Here is a 23,840-nt window from a genome sequence, read left to right on the forward strand (position 1 = left end):
AACCATGTCGGTTTCCGTAACCCTTCCGGCGCTCGGCGAGAGCGTCACTGAGGGCACTGTCACCCGCTGGCTGAAGGCCGAGGGCGAGCGCGTCGAGGCCGACGAGCCGCTGCTCGAGGTCTCGACCGACAAGGTCGACACCGAGATCCCGTCGCCCGTCGCCGGCATCCTGGCCTCCATCAAGGTCGCCGAGGACGAGACCGTCGAGGTCGGCGCAGAGCTCGCCGTCATCGACGACGGTTCCGGCGCCCCGGCCGCCGCCGCGGCTCCGGCCGCCGCCGCGGCTCCGGCCGCCGCCGCGGCCCCCGCCGCCGCTCCGGCCCCGGTCGCCGAGGCCCCGGCCGCCCCCGCACCGGCCGAGACCCCGGCTCCCGCGGCCCCGGCCGGCGCCGCCTCCGGCACCGACGTCGTGCTGCCCGCCCTGGGCGAGTCCGTCACCGAGGGCACCGTCACCCGCTGGCTGAAGTCCGTCGGCGAGACGGTCGAGGCCGACGAGCCGCTGCTCGAGGTCTCCACCGACAAGGTCGACACCGAGATCCCCGCGCCGGTCGCCGGCACCCTGCTGGAGATCCTGGTCGGCGAGGACGAGACCGCCGAGGTCGGCGCCCGTCTGGCCGTCATCGGCGTCGCCGGTGCCGCCCCCGCCGCGGCTCCGGCCGCCGCCGCCCCGGCTCCGGTCGCAGCCCCGGCCCCCGTGGCCGCCCCGGCCCCCGTGGCCGCTCCGGCCCCGGTCGCCGCCCCGGCTCCGGTTGCCGCCCCGGCTCCGGTTGCCGCTCCGGCCCCCGTGGCCGCTCCGGCTCCGGTCGCCCCCGCCGCCCCGGTCTCCGCCGGTGACGAGGGCGCGTACGTGACCCCGCTGGTGCGCAAGCTCGCCACGGAGTCCGGCGTCAACCTGGCCACGGTCTCGGGCACCGGCGTCGGTGGCCGTATCCGCAAGCAGGACGTCCTGGCCGCCGCCGAGGCCGCCAAGGCCGCTGCCGCCGCCCCGGCGCCGGCCGCTGCCGCCCCGGCCGCCAAGGCCCCGGCCGCCGCCGCCGTCTCCGAGCTGCGCGGCCAGACCGTCAAGATGACCCGCATGCGCAAGGTCATCGGCGACAACATGATGAAGGCCCTGCACTCGCAGGCGCAGCTCAGCTCCGTGGTCGAGGTGGACATCACCAAGATCATGAAGCTGCGCGAGAAGGCCAAGGCCGGCTTCCTCGCCCGCGAGGGCGTCAAGCTGTCCCCGATGCCGTTCTTCGTCAAGGCCGCCGCCCAGGCGCTGAAGGCCCACGCGGTCGTCAACGCCCGGATCAACGACGACGAGGGCACCATCACCTACTTCGACTCGGAGAACATCGGCATCGCCGTGGACTCCGAGAAGGGCCTGATGACCCCGGTCATCAAGGGTGCGGGCGACCTCAACCTGGCGGGCATCTCCAAGGCGACCGCCGACCTGGCCGCCAAGGTCCGCGGCAACAAGATCACGCCGGACGAGCTGTCGGGCGCGACCTTCACCATCAGCAACACCGGCTCGCGCGGTGCGCTGTTCGACACGGTCATCGTGCCGCCGAACCAGGTCGCCATCCTGGGCATCGGTGCCACGGTGAAGCGCCCGGTGGTCATCGAGACCGCCGAGGGCACCAACATCGGCATCCGCGACATGACGTACCTGACCCTGTCCTACGACCACCGTCTGGTGGACGGCGCGGACGCGGCCCGGTACCTCACCGCGGTCAAGCAGATCCTCGAGGCCGGCGAGTTCGAGGTCGAGCTCGGCCTCTGAGCCGAACGGCTTGTAACCAGCCTCACTGTCGGCGCCCCCGTCCGGGATACTCCCGGGCGGGGGCGCCGCCGTATTGTCTACGCATCAGGCCCCGCATTGACCCTGCACACCCACCAGGAGATGAACCGCCGATGATCACCCCACCCGTCGTGCACTCGCTGCGCGAGCAGATCCGCGAGCACATCGTGGAGGGGATCGTCAGCGGGCGCTGGAAGCCCGGTGAACGGATCGTGGAGCGCCGGATCGCCGTGGAGCTGGAGGTCAGCCAGACGCCCGTACGGGAGGCCCTGCGCGAGCTGGAGACGCTGCGGCTGATCGAGTCGGCGCCCAACAAGGGTGTGCGCGTACGGAACCTCTCCGCGGCGGACCTGGAGGAGATCTACCCGGTCCGGGCCGGTCTGGAGCAGATCGCCGCCGAGCTGGCCGCGCCCCGGCTGGCGGCCGACACCTCGGCCCTGGAGCCGCACGTGGCGGCCCTGTGGGAGGCCGACCGCAGCGAGGACGGCACGGCGCAGGTGCGGCACACGGTGGGCTTCCACCGGGAGCTGGTGCGGGCGGCCGGGAACAGCGTGCTGCTGCACACCTGGGAGAGCCTGGGCATCGAGGTGTTCACGGCCCTGTCCATCCGGTGGCTGGGAACGGTCCAGAAGTCCTACGCGGAGGAGCACGAGGCCCTCGTCGAGGCGTTCCGCGCCCAGGATCCGGACATCGGCCTGCTCGTGAAGCGGCATGTCCTGGGGTGCGCCCCGCGCGCCTGAGCAGACCGGATCATCCCGATTTGCCCGGCACCGGGTGCCTGATTTTCTGGCACCCGGTGCCGACTTTTGTCGGATGGACGGTTCTTCGTCACTTTTATTTGATCGATCATCGATCAGGGATTTACAGTCAGGCCGGACCTCAACCAGGTCCAACGACCCTGTCCTGCCCGTCAGGGATTTTTTCACCACCTCTCCATTACCCGGAAGGCGGCGCACAGCGATGTCCGACCCCGTAGGAAAGCTTCCGAGCGAGCTCGACCAGCTCCCGGACCGCGACACCGAGGAAACCGCCGAGTGGGCGGCCTCCCTCGACGCCGTCGCCAAGGCCGCCGGTACACGCCGGGCCGAATACCTGCTGCGTCGCACCCTCCAGCACGCCGAGGCCGCCGGCCTCGCACTGCCCAAGCTGCTGGAGACGGACTACGTCAACACCATCCCCACCGCCGCGGAGCCGGAGTTCCCCGGTGACGAGGCGATGGAAGCCAAGATCACCGCCTGGAACCGCTGGAACGCGGCCGCCATGGTGACCCGCGGCTCCAAGTACGGCGTCGGCGGCCACATCGCCACCTTCGCCTCCGCCGCCTGGCTCTACGAGACCGGCTTCCAGCACTTCTTCCGCGGGAAGGAGGCCGACGGATCGGGCGACCAGCTCTACATCCAGGGCCACGCCTCCCCCGGCATCTACGCCCGCGCCTTCCTCGACGGACGCGTCTCCGAGCAGCAGCTCGACAACTTCCGCCAGGAGTCCGGCGGCAACGGCCTGCCGTCCTACCCGCACCCGCGGCGCCTGCCGTGGCTGTGGGAGTTCCCCACGGTCTCCATGGGCCTCGGCCCGCTCTCCGCGATCTACCAGGCGCGCTTCAACCGCTACCTGCAGAACCGGAACATCAAGGACACCGCCAACTCGCACGTCTGGGCCTTCCTCGGCGACGGCGAGATGGACGAGCCCGAGTCGACCGCCGCCCTGGCCCTGGCCTCCCGCGAGCAGCTCGACAACCTGACCTTCGTCATCAACTGCAACCTGCAGCGCCTCGACGGTCCGGTCCGCGCCAACTTCCGCGTGGTCCAGGAGCTGGAGGCCCAGTTCCGCGGCGCCGGCTGGAACGTCATCAAGACCCTGTGGGGCTCCGCCTGGGACGAGCTGTTCCAGCTCGACACCACGGGCGCCCTGGTACGCCGCCTGCGCGAGGTACCGGACGCGCAGTTCCAGACGTACGCGACCCGCGACGTGGCCTACATCCGCCAGCACTTCTTCGGCGTCAACGCCGAGCTCGTGCAGCTGGCCGGCGTGCTCTCCGACGCGAAGATCGCCGAGTGCTTCCACACCTCCCGCGGCGGCCACGAGCCCCGCAAGGTCTACGCCGCGTACAAGGCCGCCCTGGAGCACAAGGGCGCTCCGACGGTCATCCTCGCGCAGACCGTCAAGGGCTACACGCTGGGCGCCGGGTTCGAGTCGAAGAACGCGAACCACCAGATGAAGAAGCTGACGATCGACGAGTTCAAGGACATGCGTGACCTCCTTGGCCTCCCGATCCCGGACAGCGCCTTCGCCGACGGCCAGGTCCCGTACGGCCACCCGGGCGCCAACAGCCCCGAGGTGCAGTACCTGAACGAGCGCCGCGCGGCCCTCGGCGGCCCCGCCCCGGCCCGCAAGGTCCACCACGTGGCCCTGCCCGCTCCGGCCGAGCGCTCCTTCGCCCCGCTGCTCAAGGGCTCCGGCAAGCAGGAGATGGCCACCACCATGGCCTTCGTCCGCCTCGTCAAGGACCTGATGCGGGACAAGGAGACCGGCAAGCGCTGGGTGCCGATCGTCCCCGACGAGGCCCGTACGTTCGGTATGGAGTCCCTCTTCCCGTCGGCCGGCATCTACTCGCCGCTGGGCCAGACGTACGAGCCGGTCGACCGCGACCAGCTCATGTACTACAAGGAAGCCAAGGACGGCCAGATCCTCAACGAGGGGATCACCGAGGCCGGCGCCATGGCCGACTTCATCGCCGCCTGCACGTCGTACGCGACGCACGGCGAGCCGATGATCCCCTTCTACATCTTCTACTCGATGTTCGGCTGGCAGCGCACCGCCGACCAGATGTGGCAGCTCGCCGACCAGCTCGGCAAGGGCTTCATCGTCGGCGCAACCGCCGGCCGCACCACGCTGACCGGTGAGGGCCTGCAGCACGCGGACGGCCACTCGCACCTGATCGCGTCCACGAACCCGGCGTCGCTCAACTACGACCCGGCCTTCGCGTACGAGATCGCGGTGATCGTCAAGGACGGTCTGCGCCGGATGTACGGCGAGAAGCCGGAAGACGTCTTCTACTACCTGACGGTCTACAACGAGCCGAAGCCGCAGCCCGCGATGCCCGAGGGCGTCGAGGAAGGCATCATCAAGGGTCTGTACCGCTTCAACACGGCGGCCGACCTGGCGGAGGCCTCCCCGGCCGCCGACGCCCCGAAGATCCAGCTGATGGCCTCGGGTACGGCGATCCACTGGGTCCTGGAGGGGCAGCAGCTGCTCGCCGCCGACTGGAACGTGGCCGCCGACGTCTGGTCCGCCACCTCCTGGGGCGAGCTGCGCCGCGACGCGCTGGAGTGCGACGAGGCGCTGCTGCGCGGCGAGGTGCGCACCCCGTACGTCACCCGCGCCCTGGAGGGTGTCACCAGCCCGGTCCTCGCGGTCTCCGACTGGATGCGCCAGGTCCCGGACCAGATCAGCCAGTGGGTCGAGCAGGACTACACCTCGCTGGGCACGGACGGCTTCGGCCTCTCCGACACCCGTGAGGGCGCCCGCCGCCACTTCGGCGTCGACGCCCAGTCGATCGTGGTGGCCGCGCTGGCCCAGCTCGCCCGCCGCGGCGAGGTCCCGGCGTCCTCCATCAAGGAGGCCCGGGAGCGCTACGGGCTCTAGTCCGTAGGCGACTGACGCCGCGACTGACGCACCGAAGGCCGGTGTCCACCCTCCAGGGGGTCGGACACCGGCCTTTGGCCGTATGAGCGGTGGCGGCGGGGGGTCCGACCCGTGATGCTGGAGCGGTGATGGACGAGACGGAGTTCTGGGAGATCGTCGACCGTACCCGCGAGGCCGCCGAGGGCGACCCCGAGGAACACGCCGAGCTGCTCGTGGAGCGGCTGGCGCAGCTCGATCCCGACTCCGTCCTCGACTTCGCCCGGCACTTCGAGTCCCGCTACAACAGGGCGTACACGTGGGACCTGTGGGGGGCCGCCTGGGTGCTGCTCGACGGGGCGAGCGACGACGCCTTCGACTACTTCCGCTGCTGGCTGATCGGGCAGGGCCGGGAGGTCTTCGAGGGCGCGGTGCACGACCCGGACCATCTCGCGGAACTGCTGGGCGACTTCGACGAGGAGATCGACGGGGACGGCGAGGAGCTGGGGTACGCGGCCGACGAGGCGTACGAGCAGCTGACCGGGTCGGTGGCGCCGGATCTGGGCGTACCGCTGCAACCGGCGGAGCCGGAGGGCGCCCCGCTGGACTTCGAGAACGAAGCCGTGCTGGCGGAGCGCTTCCCCCGGCTCTGGGACCGTTTCCGGTCGTAGTACTGCTAGTAGTGCGTGCCGCCGTCGATGCGGATCTCCGTACCGGTGATGAAGGCGCCGTCCTCGGAGCCAAGCATCGCGACGACGCCGGCCACGGTCTGCGGGCCGGCGAAGCCCTGGCCGAGGGCCGGGGCGAGCTTGGTGAAGAGGGACCAGTCGGTGTCCTCGGGCAGGCCGGGGCCGGTGCCCGTCGTCATGCCGCTCTCGATCGAGCCGGGGGCGACGGAGACGAAGCGCAGCCCCTGCTTGCTGTACTCGGCGGCCAGCGCGTGGGTCATGGACTGGATGCCGCCCTTGCTGGCCGCGTAGGCGGACATGTAGGGGTGGGCGAAGGACGCCGAGGTGGAGCTGAAGTTCACGACGACCGGCTGCTCGCCCGCCAGCAGGGCCGGCAGCGACTCGCGGATCATCAGGAAGGTGCCGGTCAGGTTGACCTCGATGACCTTGTTCCAGAGGTCGAGCGTGGTCTGGTGGGTGTGCGCGGAGCGCAGGATGCCCGCGGCGTTGACGAGCACGTCGATCCCGCCGAGGGCGTCGACGGCGGCGGCCACGCCCTCCTTGACGGCGTTCTCGTCGGATATGTCGAGGACGGCGGTGGTCAGCCGGTCCTGGTGGCCGTCGGTGGCGGCCCGGTCGGCGGTGGCCTTGAGGCCGGCCTCGTTGACGTCCACCGTGTGGACCCGGCCGCCTTCGGCGAGGATGCGGTGCACGGTGGCCTGGCCGATGCCGGAGCCGCCGCCGGTGATGAGGACGCGACGTCCTTCGTAACGGTTCATGGGGCGAGCGTACCCAAGCGCTGACACGTTTTGCCAGAGTGGCAGCGAATGCCCTCCCCCTTGATCCCGGGAGGTACGCTTCACCCCGTGAGATCCCCTCGTCCGTACTCTCCCCAGGCCGGCCCCGGAGCCCAGTCGCTGACCGAGCGCCGCAAGGCGGCCACCCAGCTCGACATCGCCCGCGCCGCCTGCGAACTGTTCGCCGAGCACGGCCCCGACGGCACGACCGCCGAGGACATCGCCCACCGTGCGGGCGTGGCCCTGCGCACCTTCTACCGCTACTTCCGCAACAAGCAGGACGCGGTGGCCCCGCTGCTCGCCGGCGGCGGTGACGCCTGGCGGGCGCTGCTCGCCGAGGAAACCCCGGGCACTCCCCTCGCCGAGGCCCTGGAGCGCGCCGTGACCCGCTCGCTGACCGGCCCGCAGGCGGTCCAGGAGGGGCTGGAGGTGACCCGCGGGCTGCTGCGCGCGGCGGCGACCGACCCGGCCCTGCGCGCGGTCTGGTACCGCGTGAACCAGGACTCCGAGGAGCACCTGGTCCCGGTCGTGACCCGGCTGGCCGGCCCGGACGCCGATCCCCTGGGCGTCCGCCTGATCGCGGCGGCGGCCACGGACGCGATCCGCATCTCCCTGGAACTGTGGTCGGCCACGGACGCCCCGGTCAGCGGCCCGGGCTCCCCGGCCGAGCTCGCGGTCCGCTGTCTGCGCGACCTGACCGGCGCGATGCCCCTGCTCCGCTGAGGTCAGCGGGGCAGGGGCATCGGCCCGGGCGCGCGGCCCGATGTCTCCTGGTGGGCCTCAGCCGCCCCAGTTGCCACCACCGCGAGCGCCGTTGCCCCAGTCACCGTTGCCCCAGTCACCGTTGCCGCCGCGGCCGGAGTCGTTCCAGTTCCAGTTCCCGTCACCGCCGCGGCCGGAGTCGTTCCAGTTCCAGTTCCCGTCACCGCCACGGCCCGAGTCGTTCCAGTTCCAGTTCCAGTTCGAGTCGTTCCAGTTGCGCCAGTCGTCCCGGTAGCCGCCGACGCCGCCGACACGGCCGTTGTCCCAGCACCAGTCGGGCACGTAGCGCCAGTCCCGGTTGCAGCAGTCGTCCCAGCGACGCCCGTCGTTCCAGTTGTCGCACCTCCAGGTGCCGCCGTTGGCCGAGGCACTGCCGACCGGCATGAGTCCGAGGGTGATTCCGGCGGCGCCTGCAAGGACTGCCGCAACGATCCTACGGCGCATCTTCATGCACCTCCGAACGAGTCTCGCTTATCCGGCCTTTAGGACATTTCCACCCTGGCCCGACCCCGGATCCCTGTCAAAGCGGAAAGGCCCCCCGCCGCTCTCCGTGGAGAGTGGCGGGGGGCCTCCCATCAGGCTTTTTAGAGGTCGAAGTAGAGCTCGAACTCGTGCGGGTGCGGACGCTGCGCGATCGGGGCGATCTCGTGCGTGCGCTTGTAGTCGATCCAGGTCTCGATCAGGTCCGGGGTGAAGACACCGCCGGCCAGGAGGTACTCGTGGTCCTCCTCGAGCGCCTTGAGGACGTCCTCGAGGCTGGTCGGGACCTGCGGGACGCTCGCGTGCTCGTCGGGCGAGAGCTCGTAGAGGTCCTTGTCGATCGGCTCCATCGGCTCGATCTTGTTCTTGATGCCGTCGAGGCCCGCGAGGAGCAGCGCCGCGAAGGCGAGGTACGGGTTCGAGGACGGGTCCGGCGCGCGGAACTCGACGCGCTTGGCCTTCGGGTTCGAGCCCGTGATCGGGATGCGCATGGCGGCGGAGCGGTTGCGCTGCGAGTACACCATGTTGACCGGCGCCTCGAAGCCCGGCACCAGGCGGTGGTAGGAGTTCACCGTCGGGTTGGTGAAGGCGAGCAGCGACGGGGCGTGCTTGAGGATGCCGCCGATGTAGTAGCGGGCGGTGTCCGACAGGCCCGCGTAGCCGGCCTCGTCGTAGAACAGCGGCTCGCCGCCGGCCCACAGCGACTGGTGCACGTGCATGCCCGAGCCGTTGTCACCGAAGATCGGCTTCGGCATGAAGGTCGCGGTCTTGCCGTTGCGCCAGGCGACGTTCTTCACGATGTACTTGAAGAGCATCAGGTCGTCGGCCGCGGCCAGCAGCGTGTTGAACTTGTAGTTGATCTCGGCCTGGCCACCGGTGCCGACCTCGTGGTGCTGGCGCTCGACCTGCAGGCCCTGGGCGTCCAGCTCGAGGGAGATCTCGGCGCGCAGGTCGGCGAAGTGGTCGACCGGGGCGACCGGGAAGTAACCGCCCTTGTAGCGGACCTTGTAGCCGCGGTTGTTCTCCTCGGAGCCGGTGTTCCAGGCGCCGGCCTCGGAGTCGATGTGGTAGAAGCCCTCGTTCGCGGAGGTCGCGAAGCGCACGCTGTCGAACACGTAGAACTCGGCCTCGGGGCCGAAGAACGCGGTGTCGGCGATGCCGGTGGAGGCGAGGTACGCCTCGGCCTTCTTCGCGATGTTGCGCGGGTCGCGGCTGTAGGCCTCGCCCGTGATCGGGTCGTGGATGAAGAAGTTGATGTTCAGCGTCTTGTCACGGCGGAACGGGTCCAGGCGCGCGGTGGTGATGTCGGCACGCAGAGCCATGTCGGACTCGTGGATCGCCTGGAAGCCGCGGATCGAGGATCCGTCGAAGGCGAGCTCCTCCGCCGGGTCGAACGCTCGCGCCGGGATGGTGAAGTGCTGCATCACACCAGGCAGGTCGCAGAAGCGGACGTCGACGAACTTGACGTCGTTCTCCTCGATGTACTGCTTCACTTCGTCGGCGTTCTTGAACATCCAACTCCTCCTACTCCCGGTCCCCGGGGGAGGGACGGGCTTTATAGCTCGTGGTGCGTCAGTGCGGTGCCGCACGCTGACCCGACCATAAGCAGACGGGATTTCTCAAGCATGACCCATTTGTTTCGCACAAGTTAACCAGGGTCCCGCCCGAAGGTCGCGAGACGCCACCGGTACCGTGGTCGGGTGGACAACAGGCAAGCAATCGGATCCTGGCTCTCCGGCCCCCGCGCGGCCGCCGAGGACATGGGCGTCGACTACGGCTACCCGGGCCGGCGGCTCGGCCTGCCCCAGCAGGGGCCCGGCTCGATGGCCCGGTTCGGCCGGCGCCTCGCCGCCATCGCCCTCGACTGGATCGCCTGCGAGGTGATTGCCTACGGCCTGATCACGGGCGGTGGCGACATGAACGCGCTGGCCAACTGGACGTACGTGCTCTTCCTCACCCTGACCCTCCTGACGGTCGGCACCGTGGGCTTCACCCCCGGCAAGCGGATCGTGGGCCTGCGCGTCCTCTCCGAGGACGGCAGCCGCCTGGGCCTCCCCCGCGTGGTGCTGCGCACCCTCCTGCTGGCCCTGCTCGTCCCCGCCCTGGTCCGCGACCGCGACGGCCGCGGACTCCACGACCGCCTGTCCCGCGCGATCCAGGTCCGCATCTAGCCTCGGAGAAGGACACGCAGAGGCGCCCCCGAACCGCTCGGTTCGGGGGCGCCTCTGTCTCGCCTCTGTCTCGTATACGAATATCCGCCGAGCGGATCAGCGCATCTTTCCGCCGCGCGGCATCCGCATGCCCTTCGGCATCGGGCCCTTTGGCAGGGGCATGTTCGACATCAGGTCGCCCATGGCGCGCAGCTTGTCGTTGACCTCGGTGATCTGGGGGCCGGCCAGCACGCGCGGCAGCTTGAGGAGGGTGGTGCGCACCTTCTTGAGCGGCACCTCGCCCTCGCCCGTACCGACGATGAAGTCGTGCACCGGCACGTCCGGCATGATCCGGGCCAGCTTCTTCTTCTCGTTCGCGAGCAGCGGCTTCACGCGGTTCGGGTTGCCCTCGGCGATCAGCACGACGCCGGCCTTGCCGACCGCGCGGTGGACGATGTCCTGCTGCCGGGTCATCGCGACGGCGGGGGTGGTCGTCCAGCCCCGGCCTACGTTGTCCAGTACGGCCGCGGCCGCGCCCGGCTGGCCCTCCATCTGCCCGAAGGCAGCCCGCTCGGCCCGTCGCCCGAAGACGATCGCCATCGCCAGGAACGCCACCAGGAAGCCCAGGATGCCCAGGTAGACCGGGTGGTCGATCAGGAAGCCGATCGCAAGAAAGACACCGAAGGTGACGATTCCCACGCCCGCGACGATCAGACCGACCTTCGGGTCGGCCTTGCGCGTCATCTTGTAGGTCAGGGCGATCTGCTTCAGTCGCCCGGGGTTCGCAGCAGTCTCTGCGTTTGACTTCCTCGCCATAGAGCGAAGTTTACGTGGCCTGCGGGGTCCGGGTCGCCGCGGCCTCAAGTACGTGTTCGGTTTCGACCCGGTCCTTGGCCCTGCGGCGGTCCTCGAGCACCGCCGTCCAGGCGTTGCGGCGGGCGCCGCTCATGAGCAGCGACTCGATGCCCCGGAAGGCGTCGGACAAGGACGGGATGGCGATGGCGCGTACGGGCGCGGCCTGCATGATGTCGATCCCTTTCACGGAACTCACGTCGGCGGTGCGATGGCGGTGCGTTGCTGTGCGTGGATACAGCGTCACTGATTGGTGTTACCAGCGCATGACCTGGCGGTCAAACGTGATGAAACATTGACGCGGCCCACCGGGCTCTTCCTTGAATGAGCCTAGGGGCCGCGTCGATGCGGTGTTACCCGTTGGTAAGACTTTGTGCGTGAGTTCACACAGTCCGTGTGGTAGCCCGCGTCACACCGTGGCGCGCTTCTCCATCGCCTGCTGGTAGAGGCGCCCGGCGCGGTACGAGGACCGGACCAGCGGGCCGGACATCACACCGGAGAAGCCGATCTCCTCGGCCTCCTTCGCCAGCTCCACGAACTCGGCCGGCTTCACCCAGCGCTCGACGGGGTGGTGCCGCGGCGAGGGCCGCAGGTACTGGGTGATGGTGATGAGCTCGCAGCCGGCCTCGTGCAGGTCCTTCAGGGCCTGCGAGACCTCCTCGCGCTCCTCGCCCATGCCGAGGATCAGGTTCGACTTGGTGACCAGGCCGTACGCGCGGGCCTTGGTGATCACCTCGAGCGAGCGCTCGTAGCGGAAGGCGGGGCGGATCCGCTTGAAGATCCGGGGCACGGTCTCGACGTTGTGCGCGAAGACCTCGGGACGGGAGGCGAAGACCTCCTCCAGCAGCTCCGGGACCGCGTTGAAGTCGGGGGCCAGCAGCTCGACCTTGGTGTGGCCGGCCTCGCGGCCCGCCGTCTGCTGGTGGATCTGGCGCACGGTCTCCGCGTACAGCCAGGCGCCGCCGTCCGGGAGGTCGTCGCGCGCGACGCCGGTGATGGTGGCGTAGTTCAGGTCCATGGTCACCACGGACTCGCCGACACGGCGCGGCTCGTCCCGGTCCAGGGCCTCGGGCTTGCCCGTGTCGATCTGGCAGAAGTCACAGCGCCGGGTGCACTGGTCGCCACCGATGAGGAAGGTGGCCTCGCGGTCCTCCCAGCATTCGTAGATGTTCGGACAACCGGCTTCCTGGCACACCGTGTGCAGTCCTTCGCCCTTCACCAGGGCCTGCATCTTGGTGTACTCGGGACCCATCTTCGCCCGGGTCTTGATCCACTCGGGCTTGCGCTCGATGGGGGTCTGGCTGTTCCGGACCTCCAGGCGCAGCATCTTGCGTCCGTCGGGTGCGACTGCGGACACGACCGGCTCCCTGTGACTTTGATTCTTCGGCGCCCACCAGGGTACGCCCGTAATTTCGTACGCTCTTACGTCGGCCAACCGGTGCGGGGCCGGACGCATTCCCCCGCCGCTAGGCGCCAGCGGCCGACTCGATCGCGCGGGGCCGCAGCTCCGCGTGCTCCAGTACGTCCTTCAGGTGGCGTTCGACGACCGGCAGCACCTCGGCGATGGTGACGTCGCGGCCCAGCTCGTACGAGAGCGAGGTCACACCGGCGTCCCGGATGCCGCAGGGGATGATCCGGTCGAACCACGTGCTGTCCGGGTTCACGTTGAACGAGAAGCCGTGCATCGTGACGCCCTTGGCCACGCGGATGCCGATGGCGGCGAGCTTGCGGTCCTCGCGGCGCTGGCCGGCGTTGGACGGGGCGTACTCGGGGCCGTTCAGCCGGGCGTCGAACTCGTCGTCGTGCATCCGGGGGTCGAGGTCGAGGGAGAGGCCGCCGATCTTCGGGCGCTCCTCGACGGGGTCGCCGAGGACCCACACACCGGAGCGGCCCTCGACCCGGGTGGTCTCCACGCCGAAGTCGGCGGCCGTGCGGATCAGCGCGTCCTCCAGGCGGCGGACGTGGGCGACCACGTCGACCGGGCGGGGCAGCTTCATGATCGGGTAGCCGACGAGCTGGCCCGGGCCGTGCCAGGTGATCTTGCCGCCGCGGTCCACGTCGATGACGGGGGTGCCGTCGAGCGGGCGCTCGCTGGGGTCGGTGCGCCGGCCGGCCGTGTAGACGGGCTCGTGCTCCAGCAGCAGGCACGTGTCCGCTATCTCGTCCGCGAAGCGGGCGGCGTGCACCCGGCGCTGCTCGTCCCAGGCCTCGGTGTACTCGACGTAGCCGTCCGGCCCGAAGCCCAGATGGACAAACCCAAGCTCAGCCACCGCAGCGCCTCCTCGTTGAACCTGCTGTGTGCACGTATCGCACTCAGCAAGGGTACGGCGGCCCCTCCCGGGGTCCCTCCGGGGGCTCCGGGACGGGCTCCGGGACGGGCTCTTCGACGGGTGGACCGGGAAGCTGCCTCGGGCGGCGCCGGCCCTTCGGCGGCCGGTCCGGGTCCTCGTCCTCGCGCGGCAGCCGCCGGTGCCCCTCCGAGTGGTCGTTGACCCAGCCGCACACCCCGCAGGCGTACCGCCCGTCGAGCCCCGCGATGTAGGTCCCGCACCGCCGGCACTCCGCCTCGGTCAGCTCGGGCGGAGGCAGCGGAGCGGTGGATTCGGGACGCTCCTCGGGAAGGTGCGCCCCGTGGGGCCGGCGGGTCATGGCCCGCAGCCTATGCGTGCGGAGGGGGTCGGTCCGTAAAGAGTCCTACCGATTCTGCACACGATCGGATGAATGTGGGACAGAGAGGACGGCAAGAGGGGAGTTCGCCGCTACATTCGCGCCGTTCACAGGGCCGGGACCCCGGTCCGTCACGTCAGGAAACCGTGGAGCCGATGACGGAACGACCTGCCCAGCGTGTCCCCAACCGGCAGCTCGCGGCGCTGATCGCGGAAGCCGGGTTCTCCAACGCCGGGCTCGCCCGCCGAGTCGACCAGCTCGGCCTGGAGCACGGTCTCGACCTGCGGTACGACAAGACCTCCGTGACCCGCTGGCTGCGCGGGCAGCAGCCGCGCGGCACGACCCCCGCGCTGATCGCGGAGGTCTTCACCCGGCGGCTGGGGCGACGGCTCTCCGCGCAGGACCTGGGGCTGGACGCCTGCGCGCCCGTGTACGCGGGGCTGGAGTTCGCGGCCACCCCGGAGGAGGCCGTGGACATCGCGAGCGGGCTGTGGCGCAAGGACTCCGGCTCCCACGCCGAACTGCGGAAGATCGCCTTCACCCCGGCCGGGCTGGTCGTGCCCAGCCGGGACTGGCTGATCGGGCGGGCCGACGAGCGGGTGGGGCGCGGCGCCCATCCGACGGCACCGTCGGCCGCGGCCCGCGTCCCCGTCCAGGGGCGGTCCTCGGTGCCCCGCCAGCGGCAGATCGACCGGGGACCGGGGCAGCGGGTGACGAGCGGGGACATCGCGGCACTGCGCTCGGTGAGCGAGCTGTTCCGCACCCTGGACCACGCCTACGGCGGCGGGCACGCCCGGCAGGCCCTGGTGCGCTACCTGGAGCACGAGGCCGAACCGATGCTCCGCGGGACCTACGGCGAGACCACCGGGCGGCGGCTGTTCTCCGCCGCCGCCGACCTGACCCGGCTCGCGGGCTGGACCTCGTACGACATCGCCGCGCACGGGCTGGCCCAGCGGTACTTCGTGCAGGCGCTGAGGCTCGCGCAGGCGGCGGGCGACCGGCCGTACGGGTCGTACGTGCTGGTCACGATGAGCCGGCAGGCGGTCTACCTGGGCCACGGCCGGGAGGCGGTGCAGCTGGCCCGCGTCGCCCAGCAGGGCGTCGGCTCCGGTCCCCCGCCGGTGGTGCAGGCCCTGCTGCACTCGGCGGAGGCGCGCGGGCACGCGGTCCTCGGCGAGGTGCGGGCGGCCACGGCCTCGCTGGTGCGGGCCGAGCGGGCGCTGGGCGCGGCCCGGCCGGGGGACGACGTACCGCACTGGGCGCGGTTCTACGACGAGGCACAGCTGGCGGACGAGTTCGGGCACTGCCACCGGGACCTCCAGCAGTACCGGGCCTCGGCGCAGCACGCGGAGCGGTCCCTGCAGTTGCGGGCGCCGGGGTACGCGCGGTCCCGGCTGTTCTGCCGGGTGGTGCTGGCGACGGCGCGGCTGGGGCTGGGCGAGCTGGACCAGGCGTGCGCGCTGGGGGCGGAGGCGGCGCAGCAGGCGATGGAGATGCGGTCGGTGCGGGCGGTGGAGTACGTACGGGACTTCGAGCGGAGGCTGGAGCCGTATCGGGACGCGTCTGCCGTGCGGACGTACCGGGATCGGGTGGCGGCGTTGTCGTGAGCCTGCGGCGCCGTTGCCGGGGGCTCCGCCCCCGGCAACGCAGCTCAAGCGCCGGCGGGGCTGGAACTTGCCCTTCGGGCAGTCCGTCTCCGCCGGCGCTTGAGCCTGTTCAGGCCGCCATCGGAAGGGCTGGTTCCGGGGCGGTCGGGAGCGGGATGCCGAAGTCGCGGAGGACGGCGGTGGTGGCGCGGCGGGCGGAACGCAGGGCTCCCTGGACGGTGTTGGTGTCCCGGTGGTCCCCGCACACGTAGAGCCCGGCCAGGACGCGCACCGGGCGCCGCAGGTCGTGGGGCGGGGGCATGGCGGGGACGGCCTCCGGGGTGTGGTGGAGGGCCAGCAGTTCCCAGTCGCGGGTGGCGGTGTCGTAGAGACGGGCGAGGCGCGAGGCGACCGTACGCGGGGGTGGTGGCGGGCCGAGCACGGTGGTGGTGACCAGGCCGCGGCCGGCCGGGGCCCGCGTCGGGTCGACCGCGCTCATGACGGTGGTGTGGGAGACGGGCCACTTGGGGTCCGCGTCGAGCAGCAGCGAGCCGTCCCAGGGCAGGGGTGCGGCGGTGGCGTGGTGCAGGACGGTGACCTCGTGGAAGCCGGGCACGCGCAGGCCGGGCAGGAGTTCGGCGGCGGCGCGGGCGCCGGTGGCGAGGAGGACGGAGCGACAGCCGAAGTCGCCGTGCTCCTCGGTGGTGACCAGGTTGGTCGCCACCGACCGGACCCGGACCCCGGTCCGGACGGTGCCGGGCGGCAGGGCGGCGGCGAGCAGCTCGGGCAGGGCTGCCGCGCCTCCCTCGGGCACGGCGAGGCGGCCGCGGGCGAAGCCGCGCAGGGCGAGGTCGGCGACGCGGCTGGAGGTGGTGAGCTCCGGGTCGCGGAGCAGGGCCGCGAGGAGCGGCCGGAGCACGCCGTTGACGGTGCGCGGGGGCAGGCCGCGGGAGCGCAGGGCGGCGAGCGCGGTGCGTTCGGGACGGGCGAGCAGGCGTTCCTCGGGCAGGGCGGCGAGCCGGCCGAGGGCGGCGCTGAGCCGGGCCTGGTCGAGGGAGCCGCTGGCGAGGGCGCGGGCCGGGGTGAGGGCTCCGGCCCGGAGCTGTTTGCCGTCGGTGTGGACCAGGACCCCGGGCGCGAAGGAGCGCAGGGGCAGGCCGGACAGGCCGGGGGTCCGGCCGAGTTCCGTGTACGAGGTGTGGAGCAGCTGCCCGACCCGGTCCAGCCGGAACCCGTCGGCCGAGACGGTGGCCATCCGGCCGCCGGGGTCGTCCGCGGCTTCCAGAACGGTGACCGCGACCCCCGCTGCGATCATGTGGTGCGCGGCCGCGAGTCCTGAGACTCCGGCTCCTACGATGACGACGTCCGCATTGAGCACGTGCCCCTCCCCGAGGTCGGCGCGGCTGTGTGGGAATCCTCCTTCCCCCAACCGGCTCCAGGGGAACCCGAGTTCGGTGGGGTATTACGGTCATCTCCGGTCGCACAGCGGTCGCATCCGGGTCACGAACGGTCGCACGGCGGTCGCACGGGACTGCTACGTGCGGGGGAGGGCGGCCCGGATGGCCTGCTCGACGCCGGGGTCCCGGAAGACGAAGCCCGACTCCAGCAGCCGGGTGGGGCGGGCCCGCTGACTGCCCAGCACGTCCGAGGCGAACTCGCCGAGCACGATGCGCAGGGCGACCGCCGGTACCGGCAGCACGGCGGGCCGGTGCAGTACGCGGGCCATGGCCGCGGTGACCTGGCGGTTGGTCAGCGGCTCGGGGGCGGTGAGGTTGACCGGGCCTTCGATGCCGGGCGTGTCGATGATGTGCCGCAGGGCCGCGATGTGGTCCCGGAGGGAGATGTACGGCCAGTACTGGCGGCCGTTGCCGAGCCGGCCGCCGAGGCCGGCGCGGAACAGTGGGAACATCCGCCCCCAGGCCCCGCCCTCCCGGGCGACGACCAGGCCGGTACGGGCGAAGGCGGTACGGATCCCGGCCGCGCGGGCCGGTTCCGCGGCCGCCTCCCACTCGACGCAGACCTCGGCGAGGAAGCCGTGCCCTGCCGGGGAGCCCTCGTCGACGACCCGGTCGCCGGCGTCCCCGTAATACCCGACGGCGGATCCGACGACGAACACCTGCGGCGGCTGCGCGAGGGCGGCGAGCGCCCGGGCCATGGTGGAGGTGCCGAGGACCCGGCTGTCGCGGATCTCCTTCTTGTACGCGGGCGTCCACCGGTGGTCCCCGACCCCGGCCCCGGCCAGATGCACGACGGCTCCGCAACCGGCCAGCCCGTCGGGGTCGACGTACCCCCGCGCGGGATCCCACCGCGCCTCGTCCGCCGCGGCGGCGGCCCGCCGCACGAACCGCACCACCTCATGCCCGTCCGCCCGGAGGGACCGCACGAGGGCGCTGCCGATGAGCCCGGTGGAACCGGTGACCGCGATACGCATGCCCCTATCCTGCCGGGCCGCGGCGCGGCGGGGCCGGCTTGCCGAGTGCGGCGCCGCTGCGGGGGCTCCGCCCCCGAGCCCCCGCGCCTCAAACGCCGGCGAGGCTGAAACCGCCCCTGCACGGCGGTTCCACCTGAGAGCACCCCTCAGCCAAAACCCAGCCCCGCCGGCGCTTGAGGCGCGGTGTGCGGGGCGGAGCCCCGATCTTTAAGGCGGGCGGGCCCAACCAGCCGCACCAAACCCAGCCTCGCCGGCGTTTGAGGCGCGGTGTGCGGGGCAGAGCGGAGCACCGGGTGGGCCGGGGGGGGTCAGGTGGTGCCGAGCCAGGTGCCCACCGCGTAGGTGACGGCCATGGCCAGGGCGCCACCGGCCACGTTCCGGGCGACCGCGCGGAGCGCAGGGGCTCCGCCCAGCCGGGCACTGATCACCCCGCACAGGGTCAGCGCGCACAACACCGCCCCCACGGTCACCGGCACCCGCTCCGACGGCCCCGGCAGCACGATCGCCAGCAGCGGCAGCAACGCCCCCACCGTGAAGGCCACCAGGCTGGCCAGCGCCGCATGCCACGGATTGGCCAGCTCGTCGGGGTTGATCCCCAGCTCCACCCGGGCGTGAGCCCGCAACGCGTCCCGCTCCGTCAGCTGCTCGGCCGCCTCCCGCGCCAGCGACCGGCTCAGCCCCCGCCCCATCAGCAGCTCGGTGAGTTCCGCCAGCTCCGCCTCCGGCTCCTCCGCCAGCTCCCGCCGCTCCAGGTCCAGCGCCGCCCGCTCCGAATCCCGCTGGGAGCTGACCGACACGTACTCCCCCGCCGCCATCGACAGCGACCCCGCCAGCAGCCCGGCGACCCCCGCCGCCAGGATCGCCGAGCGCGAGGTGGTGGCCCCGGCCACGCCGACCACCAGGCCGGCCGTGGAGATGATCCCGTCGTTGGCGCCGAGCACCCCCGCCCGCAGCCAGTTCAGCCGGGTGCTGATCTCCCCGCTCTGCGTGCCGCCGCCACCGCCGCCGTGGGCCTCCATGTGCGCCCGCGTCGGGGCCGGGGCCTCGCCTGAGCCTTCGTTTCCCGTCACGCCACCACTGTCGTGGCACCGGCCGTACGGGGCCACCCGGCAGACCGGTCCGGGGTGCGCGGGCCCCGCCCCCGTACCAGGGTGGAGGGGTGAGACGCGGACGCGGGGAGCCGGGCTGGCTGCGCGGGGAGCCGCCGCCGCGCTGGGCCCGGTTCGCGCCCGCGGTGGCCCTCGTGGGGCTGGTCCTCGCCCAGGGGCTCACCCCGGGTGACGTGGAGCTCGGCTACTTCCTCGCCGGGCTGCCACCGGTGGCCGCGTTCGCGTACGGGGCGGCCGGGACCGCGTTCTTCGCCGGCGTCGTGCTCCTGCTGCTGGGCGTGCCCAGCCTCGGCATCGCCCACGCCCGGGGCACCGACCTGGCCACGGTCGCCACCGTCGGACTGCTGAGCGTGGTGATCGCCTGGGTCCGGCGGCGCCGCGACGCCCAGCTGGTCAGCGTACGGACGGTGGCGGAGGCGGCGCAGCTGGCGGTCCTCCCGCCGGTGCCGGAACGTGTGGGTCCGGTGGCCTGCTCCGGCCTCTACCGGGCGGCCCAGCGCGGCACCCTGGTGGGCGGCGACCTGTACGACGTACGGGCCGGGCCGTACGGGGTGCGTGCGCTGGTCGGGGACGTGCAGGGGCACGGCCTGGCGGCGGTCGGCACGGTGGCGGCGCTGCTCGGGGCCTTCCGCGAGGCGGTGCTCGACGACGCGGAGCTGTCGGCGGTCGCGGCCCGCCTGGACCGGCGGCTGACGGCGGACGCGACCGCCGCTGCCGTGGAGCACCCCGAACTGTTCGCGACGGCCGTGCTGATGGAGTTCCCGCCCGGGCTGGACCTCGTACGGATCATGTCGTGCGGGCACCCGCCCGCCTTGCGCCTGCGCGGCCCGCAGGTCGAGGAGGTGGCCGTGGAGCCGGGGCCGCCCCTGGGCCTGGGCCTCGCGGGGACGCTCCCCCCGCCGGTGGCGGAGCTGCCGGTGCGCCTCGGGGACCGGTTCCTGCTGCACACCGACGGCGTGACGGAGGCCCGCGACGCGGCGGGCCACTTCTACCCGCTGGCCGCACGGGTCCCCGTACTGTCGACCGATCCGGCCGGCCTGGCCCAGGCGATCTGGCGGGACCTCGCGGCCTTCACGAACGGCGGCCCCCGCGACGACGTGGCCCTCCTGCTGCTCCGCCTGGACGGATGACCACTCCGTGCCGGTCTTGCCGGTCTTGCCGATCGGCACGGAGTGGCTGATGACCGACTGTCACTGCTCCTGGATGAAGGCGCGCACCATCTTGCAGGTGACATTGGACGGCCGGTGGATGCCGGTCCGGACGGCCATCGTCCGGATCTTCCGGTTGGTCGCGCGCCGGGCGTCATACGTCCCCGAGTCGAGCAGGGATATCGCCAGGCGCATCGCCTTCAGGCGGCGGTTGTGGCTCTCGTACCACTCGCGGGGCAGGCCCGCCGGCAGCGGCTTCTTCTTGACGTGCTGGATGGTGGTGGCAGTGGCCATCTACAGCCTCCCAAACGGTAGTTGGCTTCCTGTCGTTCTCCCTCGATTTTACCGGGGGCCACTGACAAAGGCCCTGGCCAGACCGGCGCCGGGAGGGGTTCTGGATAGGCTGGCGGGCATGGAGATCTGGATCAATCCCGCCTGTTCCAAGTGCCGCGGCGCGCTGACCCTGCTCGACGCGGAGGGCGCCGACTACACCGTGCGCCGGTACCTGGAGGACGTGCCCTCCGGGGACGAGATCCGCGAGGTGCTCGGCCGCCTCGGGCTGGAGCCGTGGGACATCACCCGCACCTCGGACCCGCTGGCCAAGGAGACCGGCGTACGGGAGCTGCCGCGCGAGGAGACCGACGAGGCGCGCGGCCGCTGGATCGCCCATCTGGCCGCGCACCCCAAGCTGATCCAGCGCCCGATCATCACCGCCGAGGACGGCACGGCCGTGGTCGCCCGCTCCGAGGAGGCCGTCCGGGACGCCCTGTCCCGCAAGGGGTAGCGGACGCGGACGGCCACCGGCGCCCGCTAGGCCTTGTCGTACGGGCTCCGCATCGTCAGGAAGCGGAGCTCGAGGTCACTCGCCAGGTAGTCCATCCGCCGCTCCCAGAAGTCGCGGAGGTGCGGCAGCGCCAGGTGGGCGTCGAGGTCCGCCTGGCTGCGCCACGCCTCGCGAAGACCGCCGGGACGCCACCTAGTCCGCCACCGCCAGGCACCGGGCGATCTCCGCGGCCGCCGTGAGGGGACGCGCATGGTGCGAGACGCCGGGGACGTCCAGGACCGCGTCGAGCCAGCCGATGAGGTCCGCGACGGCCCGTACCGGCCGCCCCGGCGCGGGGACGCCGGGTCCGGGGTCCCCGACCAGGTCGACCGCGTGCACGCGGTGGCTGCGGGCGAGTCCGGCCGCGACGCAGGCTCCCCACACGGTGGACGTCGCCCCGCCGCCGGGGAGCAGGACCAGCGGCGGCGCGTCCGCCGGGCCGCAGCTGTTGACGCGGGTGATCCCGCAGGGGGTGGGCAGGTCGACCGGCTCGTACGGGTCGGGCCACCGCTGCTCGAGGACCTGGTCGTAGGCCGTGCGGAAGGATCTCATCGCGGCTGCGCGGGCCGCGGCCGGCGGCATGGGTGGCTCCGATATCTCAGCGGGCGATAATCTCGCTTGGCGAGGGATATCAGGCGGAGGCGATGTGGACGACAGCCGGGAACCCGACAACCTGCACCTGGCGCATCTGCTGCGCGCGGTGACCGTCGAATTCGGGCTGCGCCAGGGGGAGTTCGCCACCCGGAACGGCATGCACCCCACCGACGTACGGGCCCTGATCTGCCTCTTGGACGCGGCCCGCGCGGGCGAGCCGGCCACGGCGGGCCTGCTCGGCACCCGGCTCGGCCTCAACTCGGCGGGCACCACCGCCGTGATCGACCGGCTGGAGCGGCTCGGCCACGTGGCGCGGGTCCGCGACGACCGCGACCGCCGCCGCATCCTGCTCCGGGTGGAGCCGGAGGCGATCCGCCTGGGCCGGGAGTTCTTCGGCCCCCTGATCGACGGGCTGCTCCGGGTACTGGACTCCTTCACCCCCGCCGAACGGGACACCGTCCGCCACTTCCTGACGGCCACGCACACGGTATTCGCGGCGGGATCGCAGGCATGAGCCTTTCCCACTCCGAGGGCGGGGGCACCGAGTCGGACTCCGGCGCGGGCGCCGGCACCGGCAGCGGTGCCGGATTCGACTCGGGCCCCGGCCCCGGCACCGGCGGCGGTGCCGATCTGCATCTGGAGCTTCCCGTCGGCGGCGCCCGGCGGACTGCCCTGGCCCAGGCGCTGCGGGGCGCCGTGCGCAGTGGTCGGCTGGTGGGCGGGACGAGGCTGCCGCCCTACCGGACGCTCGCCGCCGACCTCGGGCTGGCCCGTAACGCCGTCGCCGACGCGTACGCGGAACTGGTTGCCGAGGGCTGGTTCACCGCCCGTCAGGGCTCCGGCACCCGCGTCGCGGAAGGCGTGGCGGCCGCGGCCGCACCGGCCGCCACCGCCGGGCCCGCCCCCGAGGGCCCCCGCCACGACCTGCTCCAGGGCAAGCCCGACCCGGCCTCCTTCCCGCGCGGCCCCTGGGCCGCCAGCGCGCGCCGGGCCCTCGCCCAGGCGCCCACCGAGGCCTTCGGGCCCGGAGATCCGCGGGGCCGCCCGGAGCTGCGGCGGGCACTGGCGGGCTATCTGTCCCGGGCAAGGGGCGTGCGTACCGGCCCGGAGAACATCGTCATCTGCTCCGGCTTCGCCAACGGCCTGCGCCTGCTCGCCTCGATCCGGCCCCGGGACTGGGCCGTCGAGGCGTACGGGCTCCCCTTTCACCACGGCATCCTCGACGCCGCCGGCGTCCGCCCGCACCCCGTCGCCGTCGACGAGGACGGCGCCCGGACCGACGAAGTCCCGGGCCGGGCACGCACCCTGCTGCTCACCCCCGCGCACCAGTTCCCGACCGGCGGCCGCCTGCTGCCGGCGCGGCGGGCCGCCGCCGTGGAGTGGGCGCGTACCGCGGGCGGGCTGATCGTGGAGGACGACTACGACGGAGAGTTCCGCTACGACCGCAAGCCGGTGGACCCTACACCCTGGCAACTTGAAAAGTGCCCAGTTCAGGGCAGCAAGAAGCCCCGCCCGTACGCCGGGGGAGACGCACGAACGGGGCTTCTCGGGGGCCGCTGGCGGTGCCCCCGTCCTCGCACCCGATCAGGCCCGACCGGCGGCGAGGGGTTCGAGTAGGACCACCTGGCAGCCGTTCACGCGGCCGTTGCTGGTGTTCCAGCGGATGCCGATTTCCCCGCCCCCATCCTCGGGACGGTTCGGACGCATTCCGGCTTCATGCCAACCCGCGTGCCCGTACGCCAGCCCACATGTCGCAGACTCGTTGACCCACTCGTCATAACGCCGCGTGCCCCGAATTCCTCGCCGTACGGCCGCCACTTGATTCGGGTACAGCTTGACCCACGAATCGCACTGTGCGGGGCGCTCGATCCTGACAGATACAAGGGGGGTGGGCACGTACGTTCCTTCCAGGCAGGACGATTTCCAACATGCGGCGAAGTACGCCTTCGCTGATTCCAAGTTGTGCAGACAACTGCACGTAGGTCTCACCGTTGGCAAGCCGATTCCTGAGCTTGTCTTCGTGAGCGGCTATATAGTCGCGGTTTTCCTTCATCTCCCGGGCGGTTAGTTTGGCCATCACATCGCCTGGTGTGCGCCTTCATGCCCAGCGGGCATAAAGCAACCAACGCAGTAGTAGTCCCGAGGGTGCTCACACGTGGTGTGCGCACAGAACGGGATGGCTCTCACGAACGGTGGCCTGCCCTCGCCCCAGTGGAGCCACAAGGCAACACGGCCTTCGTCCCCTGTGTCGCGGGATGCGGCGAGGTGGCCTACGTGGTGCCCACTGTGGTTCACGCGGAGATTGCACATCGCGCCGTCGTCCCAAGGGAGCGTGTCGATTTCAGGGACGAGTCTGGCGAAAGTGGCCC

General features: G+C 72.0%; 23 protein-coding genes and 1 pseudogene. 11 read left to right on the forward strand and 13 right to left on the reverse strand.

Annotation, left to right across the window (positions count from 1 at the left end):
- Positions 1-4 precede the first annotated feature (4 nt).
- The 4 genes from sucB (at position 5) to ACGFYU_RS17955 (ending at position 6,075) form a co-directional block, all read left to right on the forward strand.
- The gene (sucB, locus tag ACGFYU_RS17940; protein ID WP_393828234.1) at positions 5-1,765 is read left to right on the forward strand and encodes a 2-oxoglutarate dehydrogenase, E2 component, dihydrolipoamide succinyltransferase; all 1,761 of its coding nucleotides are present in this window, start codon (positions 5-7) and stop codon (positions 1,763-1,765) included.
- Positions 1,766-1,899: 134 nt separating this feature from the next.
- Positions 1,900-2,523, forward strand: coding sequence for a GntR family transcriptional regulator (locus tag ACGFYU_RS17945; RefSeq protein WP_385184073.1), 624 nt, complete (start codon positions 1,900-1,902; stop codon positions 2,521-2,523).
- A 220-nt stretch (positions 2,524-2,743) separates the two neighbouring features.
- Positions 2,744-5,428, forward strand: coding sequence for a pyruvate dehydrogenase (acetyl-transferring), homodimeric type (gene aceE / locus ACGFYU_RS17950; RefSeq protein WP_393828235.1), 2,685 nt, complete (start codon positions 2,744-2,746; stop codon positions 5,426-5,428).
- Between the two features lie 128 nt (positions 5,429-5,556).
- The gene (locus ACGFYU_RS17955) at positions 5,557-6,075 is read left to right on the forward strand and encodes a DUF4240 domain-containing protein (RefSeq protein WP_393828236.1); all 519 of its coding nucleotides are present in this window, start codon (positions 5,557-5,559) and stop codon (positions 6,073-6,075) included.
- Between the two features lie 5 nt (positions 6,076-6,080).
- Here ACGFYU_RS17955 and ACGFYU_RS17960 read toward each other — a convergent pair whose 3' ends face one another.
- Positions 6,081-6,851, reverse strand: coding sequence for an SDR family NAD(P)-dependent oxidoreductase (locus tag ACGFYU_RS17960; RefSeq protein WP_393828237.1), 771 nt, complete (start codon positions 6,849-6,851; stop codon positions 6,081-6,083).
- An 87-nt stretch (positions 6,852-6,938) separates the two neighbouring features.
- Here ACGFYU_RS17960 and ACGFYU_RS17965 point away from each other — a divergent pair, with 87 nt between their 5' ends.
- Positions 6,939-7,592 (forward strand): TetR/AcrR family transcriptional regulator, encoded by a 654-nt coding sequence (locus ACGFYU_RS17965; RefSeq protein ID WP_393828238.1) that lies wholly within the window; start codon positions 6,939-6,941, stop codon positions 7,590-7,592.
- A 57-nt stretch (positions 7,593-7,649) separates the two neighbouring features.
- On the opposite strand, the gene ACGFYU_RS17970 is transcribed toward ACGFYU_RS17965, so the two are convergent.
- Positions 7,650-8,015, reverse strand: coding sequence for a hypothetical protein (locus tag ACGFYU_RS17970; RefSeq protein ID WP_393828239.1), 366 nt, complete (start codon positions 8,013-8,015; stop codon positions 7,650-7,652).
- A gap of 200 nt (positions 8,016-8,215) precedes the next feature.
- Positions 8,216-9,625, reverse strand: coding sequence for a type I glutamate--ammonia ligase (gene glnA / locus ACGFYU_RS17975; RefSeq protein WP_393828240.1), 1,410 nt, complete (start codon positions 9,623-9,625; stop codon positions 8,216-8,218).
- 186 nt (positions 9,626-9,811) lie between these two features.
- Between glnA and ACGFYU_RS17980 the strand changes: the two genes are divergently transcribed.
- The gene (locus ACGFYU_RS17980; RefSeq protein WP_393828241.1) at positions 9,812-10,282 is read left to right on the forward strand and encodes an RDD family protein; all 471 of its coding nucleotides are present in this window, start codon (positions 9,812-9,814) and stop codon (positions 10,280-10,282) included.
- 96 nt (positions 10,283-10,378) lie between these two features.
- Here ACGFYU_RS17980 and ACGFYU_RS17985 read toward each other — a convergent pair whose 3' ends face one another.
- The 5 genes from ACGFYU_RS17985 to ACGFYU_RS18005 all read right to left on the reverse strand — a co-directional run bounded on the left by ACGFYU_RS17985 (position 10,379) and on the right by ACGFYU_RS18005 (position 13,762).
- The gene (locus ACGFYU_RS17985; RefSeq protein WP_385180855.1) at positions 10,379-11,077 is read right to left on the reverse strand and encodes a DUF4191 domain-containing protein; all 699 of its coding nucleotides are present in this window, start codon (positions 11,075-11,077) and stop codon (positions 10,379-10,381) included.
- A gap of 10 nt (positions 11,078-11,087) precedes the next feature.
- Positions 11,088-11,285 (reverse strand): hypothetical protein, encoded by a 198-nt coding sequence (locus ACGFYU_RS17990; RefSeq protein WP_215013833.1) that lies wholly within the window; start codon positions 11,283-11,285, stop codon positions 11,088-11,090.
- A gap of 237 nt (positions 11,286-11,522) precedes the next feature.
- The gene (gene lipA, locus ACGFYU_RS17995) at positions 11,523-12,470 is read right to left on the reverse strand and encodes a lipoyl synthase (RefSeq protein WP_393828242.1); all 948 of its coding nucleotides are present in this window, start codon (positions 12,468-12,470) and stop codon (positions 11,523-11,525) included.
- A gap of 109 nt (positions 12,471-12,579) precedes the next feature.
- Positions 12,580-13,383 carry a lipoyl(octanoyl) transferase LipB gene (gene lipB, locus ACGFYU_RS18000; RefSeq protein ID WP_393828243.1) on the reverse strand — a complete coding sequence of 268 codons (804 nt, stop codon included), beginning with the start codon at positions 13,381-13,383 and terminating at the stop codon, positions 12,580-12,582.
- 43 nt (positions 13,384-13,426) lie between these two features.
- Positions 13,427-13,762: a hypothetical protein gene (locus ACGFYU_RS18005; RefSeq protein ID WP_393828244.1), complete on the reverse strand. Its 336-nt coding sequence runs from the start codon at positions 13,760-13,762 to the stop codon at positions 13,427-13,429.
- A 173-nt stretch (positions 13,763-13,935) separates the two neighbouring features.
- Between ACGFYU_RS18005 and ACGFYU_RS18010 the strand changes: the two genes are divergently transcribed.
- A complete protein-coding gene (locus tag ACGFYU_RS18010) occupies positions 13,936-15,387 on the forward strand; it encodes a regulator (protein WP_393828245.1) in 1,452 nt (483 codons plus the stop codon).
- Between the two features lie 109 nt (positions 15,388-15,496).
- Here ACGFYU_RS18010 and ACGFYU_RS18015 read toward each other — a convergent pair whose 3' ends face one another.
- From ACGFYU_RS18015 to ACGFYU_RS18025, 3 genes are all read right to left on the reverse strand, one after another.
- Complete coding sequence (locus ACGFYU_RS18015) at positions 15,497-16,744, reverse strand: NAD(P)/FAD-dependent oxidoreductase (protein WP_393828246.1); 1,248 nt, start codon at positions 16,742-16,744, stop codon at positions 15,497-15,499.
- 156 nt (positions 16,745-16,900) lie between these two features.
- Positions 16,901-17,797 (reverse strand): TIGR01777 family oxidoreductase, encoded by an 897-nt coding sequence (locus tag ACGFYU_RS18020; RefSeq protein ID WP_393828247.1) that lies wholly within the window; start codon positions 17,795-17,797, stop codon positions 16,901-16,903.
- Positions 17,798-18,105: 308 nt separating this feature from the next.
- Positions 18,106-18,816: a VIT family protein gene (locus tag ACGFYU_RS18025; protein ID WP_393828276.1), complete on the reverse strand. Its 711-nt coding sequence runs from the start codon at positions 18,814-18,816 to the stop codon at positions 18,106-18,108.
- Between the two features lie 140 nt (positions 18,817-18,956).
- Here ACGFYU_RS18025 and ACGFYU_RS18030 point away from each other — a divergent pair, with 140 nt between their 5' ends.
- On the forward strand, positions 18,957-20,036 hold the full coding sequence (locus ACGFYU_RS18030; RefSeq protein ID WP_393828248.1) for a PP2C family protein-serine/threonine phosphatase: 1,080 nt from the start codon (positions 18,957-18,959) through the stop codon (positions 20,034-20,036).
- A 60-nt stretch (positions 20,037-20,096) separates the two neighbouring features.
- On the opposite strand, the gene ACGFYU_RS18035 is transcribed toward ACGFYU_RS18030, so the two are convergent.
- A complete protein-coding gene (locus ACGFYU_RS18035; RefSeq protein WP_393828249.1) occupies positions 20,097-20,348 on the reverse strand; it encodes a hypothetical protein in 252 nt (83 codons plus the stop codon).
- Positions 20,349-20,466: 118 nt separating this feature from the next.
- Here ACGFYU_RS18035 and ACGFYU_RS18040 point away from each other — a divergent pair, with 118 nt between their 5' ends.
- Positions 20,467-20,838, forward strand: a complete 372-nt coding sequence (locus ACGFYU_RS18040; protein ID WP_393828250.1) for an ArsC/Spx/MgsR family protein — start codon at positions 20,467-20,469, stop codon at positions 20,836-20,838.
- 192 nt (positions 20,839-21,030) lie between these two features.
- Here ACGFYU_RS18040 and ACGFYU_RS18045 read toward each other — a convergent pair whose 3' ends face one another.
- Positions 21,031-21,459: an alpha/beta fold hydrolase gene (locus ACGFYU_RS18045; protein ID WP_393828251.1), complete on the reverse strand. Its 429-nt coding sequence runs from the start codon at positions 21,457-21,459 to the stop codon at positions 21,031-21,033.
- Between the two features lie 64 nt (positions 21,460-21,523).
- On the opposite strand from ACGFYU_RS18045, the gene ACGFYU_RS18050 reads away from it, so the two are divergent.
- A complete protein-coding gene (locus ACGFYU_RS18050; protein WP_393828252.1) occupies positions 21,524-21,985 on the forward strand; it encodes a MarR family transcriptional regulator in 462 nt (153 codons plus the stop codon).
- A 122-nt stretch (positions 21,986-22,107) separates the two neighbouring features.
- Positions 22,108-22,926, forward strand: a pseudogene (locus ACGFYU_RS18055) (PLP-dependent aminotransferase family protein); the annotation flags it as partial.
- Positions 22,927-23,840 lie beyond the last annotated feature (914 nt).

This window comes from Streptomyces sp. NPDC048337 (assembly GCF_043201175.1).
In the GTDB taxonomy this organism is placed as follows: domain Bacteria; phylum Actinomycetota; class Actinomycetes; order Streptomycetales; family Streptomycetaceae; genus Streptomyces.

Bases quoted from the DNA above. Each gene is read 5' to 3' on its own strand.
- sucB (WP_393828234.1), top strand. From the start codon at position 5: ATGTCGGTTTCCGTAACCCTTCCGGCGCTCGGCGAGAGCGTCACTGAG.
- aceE (WP_393828235.1), top strand. From the start codon at position 2,744: ATGTCCGACCCCGTAGGAAAGCTTCCGAGCGAGCTCGACCAGCTCCCG.
- ACGFYU_RS17955 (WP_393828236.1), top strand. From the start codon at position 5,557: ATGGACGAGACGGAGTTCTGGGAGATCGTCGACCGTACCCGCGAGGCC.
- ACGFYU_RS17960 (WP_393828237.1), bottom strand. From the start codon at position 6,851: ATGAACCGTTACGAAGGACGTCGCGTCCTCATCACCGGCGGCGGCTCC.
- ACGFYU_RS17970 (WP_393828239.1), bottom strand. From the start codon at position 8,015: ATGCCGGTCGGCAGTGCCTCGGCCAACGGCGGCACCTGGAGGTGCGAC.
- glnA (WP_393828240.1), bottom strand. From the start codon at position 9,625: ATGTTCAAGAACGCCGACGAAGTGAAGCAGTACATCGAGGAGAACGAC.
- ACGFYU_RS17985 (WP_385180855.1), bottom strand. From the start codon at position 11,077: ATGGCGAGGAAGTCAAACGCAGAGACTGCTGCGAACCCCGGGCGACTG.
- ACGFYU_RS17990 (WP_215013833.1), bottom strand. From the start codon at position 11,285: ATGCAGGCCGCGCCCGTACGCGCCATCGCCATCCCGTCCTTGTCCGAC.
- ACGFYU_RS18005 (WP_393828244.1), bottom strand. From the start codon at position 13,762: ATGACCCGCCGGCCCCACGGGGCGCACCTTCCCGAGGAGCGTCCCGAA.
- ACGFYU_RS18010 (WP_393828245.1), top strand. From the start codon at position 13,936: ATGACGGAACGACCTGCCCAGCGTGTCCCCAACCGGCAGCTCGCGGCG.
- ACGFYU_RS18020 (WP_393828247.1), bottom strand. From the start codon at position 17,797: ATGCGTATCGCGGTCACCGGTTCCACCGGGCTCATCGGCAGCGCCCTC.
- ACGFYU_RS18025 (WP_393828276.1), bottom strand. From the start codon at position 18,816: ATGGAGGCCCACGGCGGCGGTGGCGGCGGCACGCAGAGCGGGGAGATC.
- ACGFYU_RS18035 (WP_393828249.1), bottom strand. From the start codon at position 20,348: ATGGCCACTGCCACCACCATCCAGCACGTCAAGAAGAAGCCGCTGCCG.
- ACGFYU_RS18040 (WP_393828250.1), top strand. From the start codon at position 20,467: ATGGAGATCTGGATCAATCCCGCCTGTTCCAAGTGCCGCGGCGCGCTG.
- ACGFYU_RS18045 (WP_393828251.1), bottom strand. From the start codon at position 21,459: ATGCCGCCGGCCGCGGCCCGCGCAGCCGCGATGAGATCCTTCCGCACG.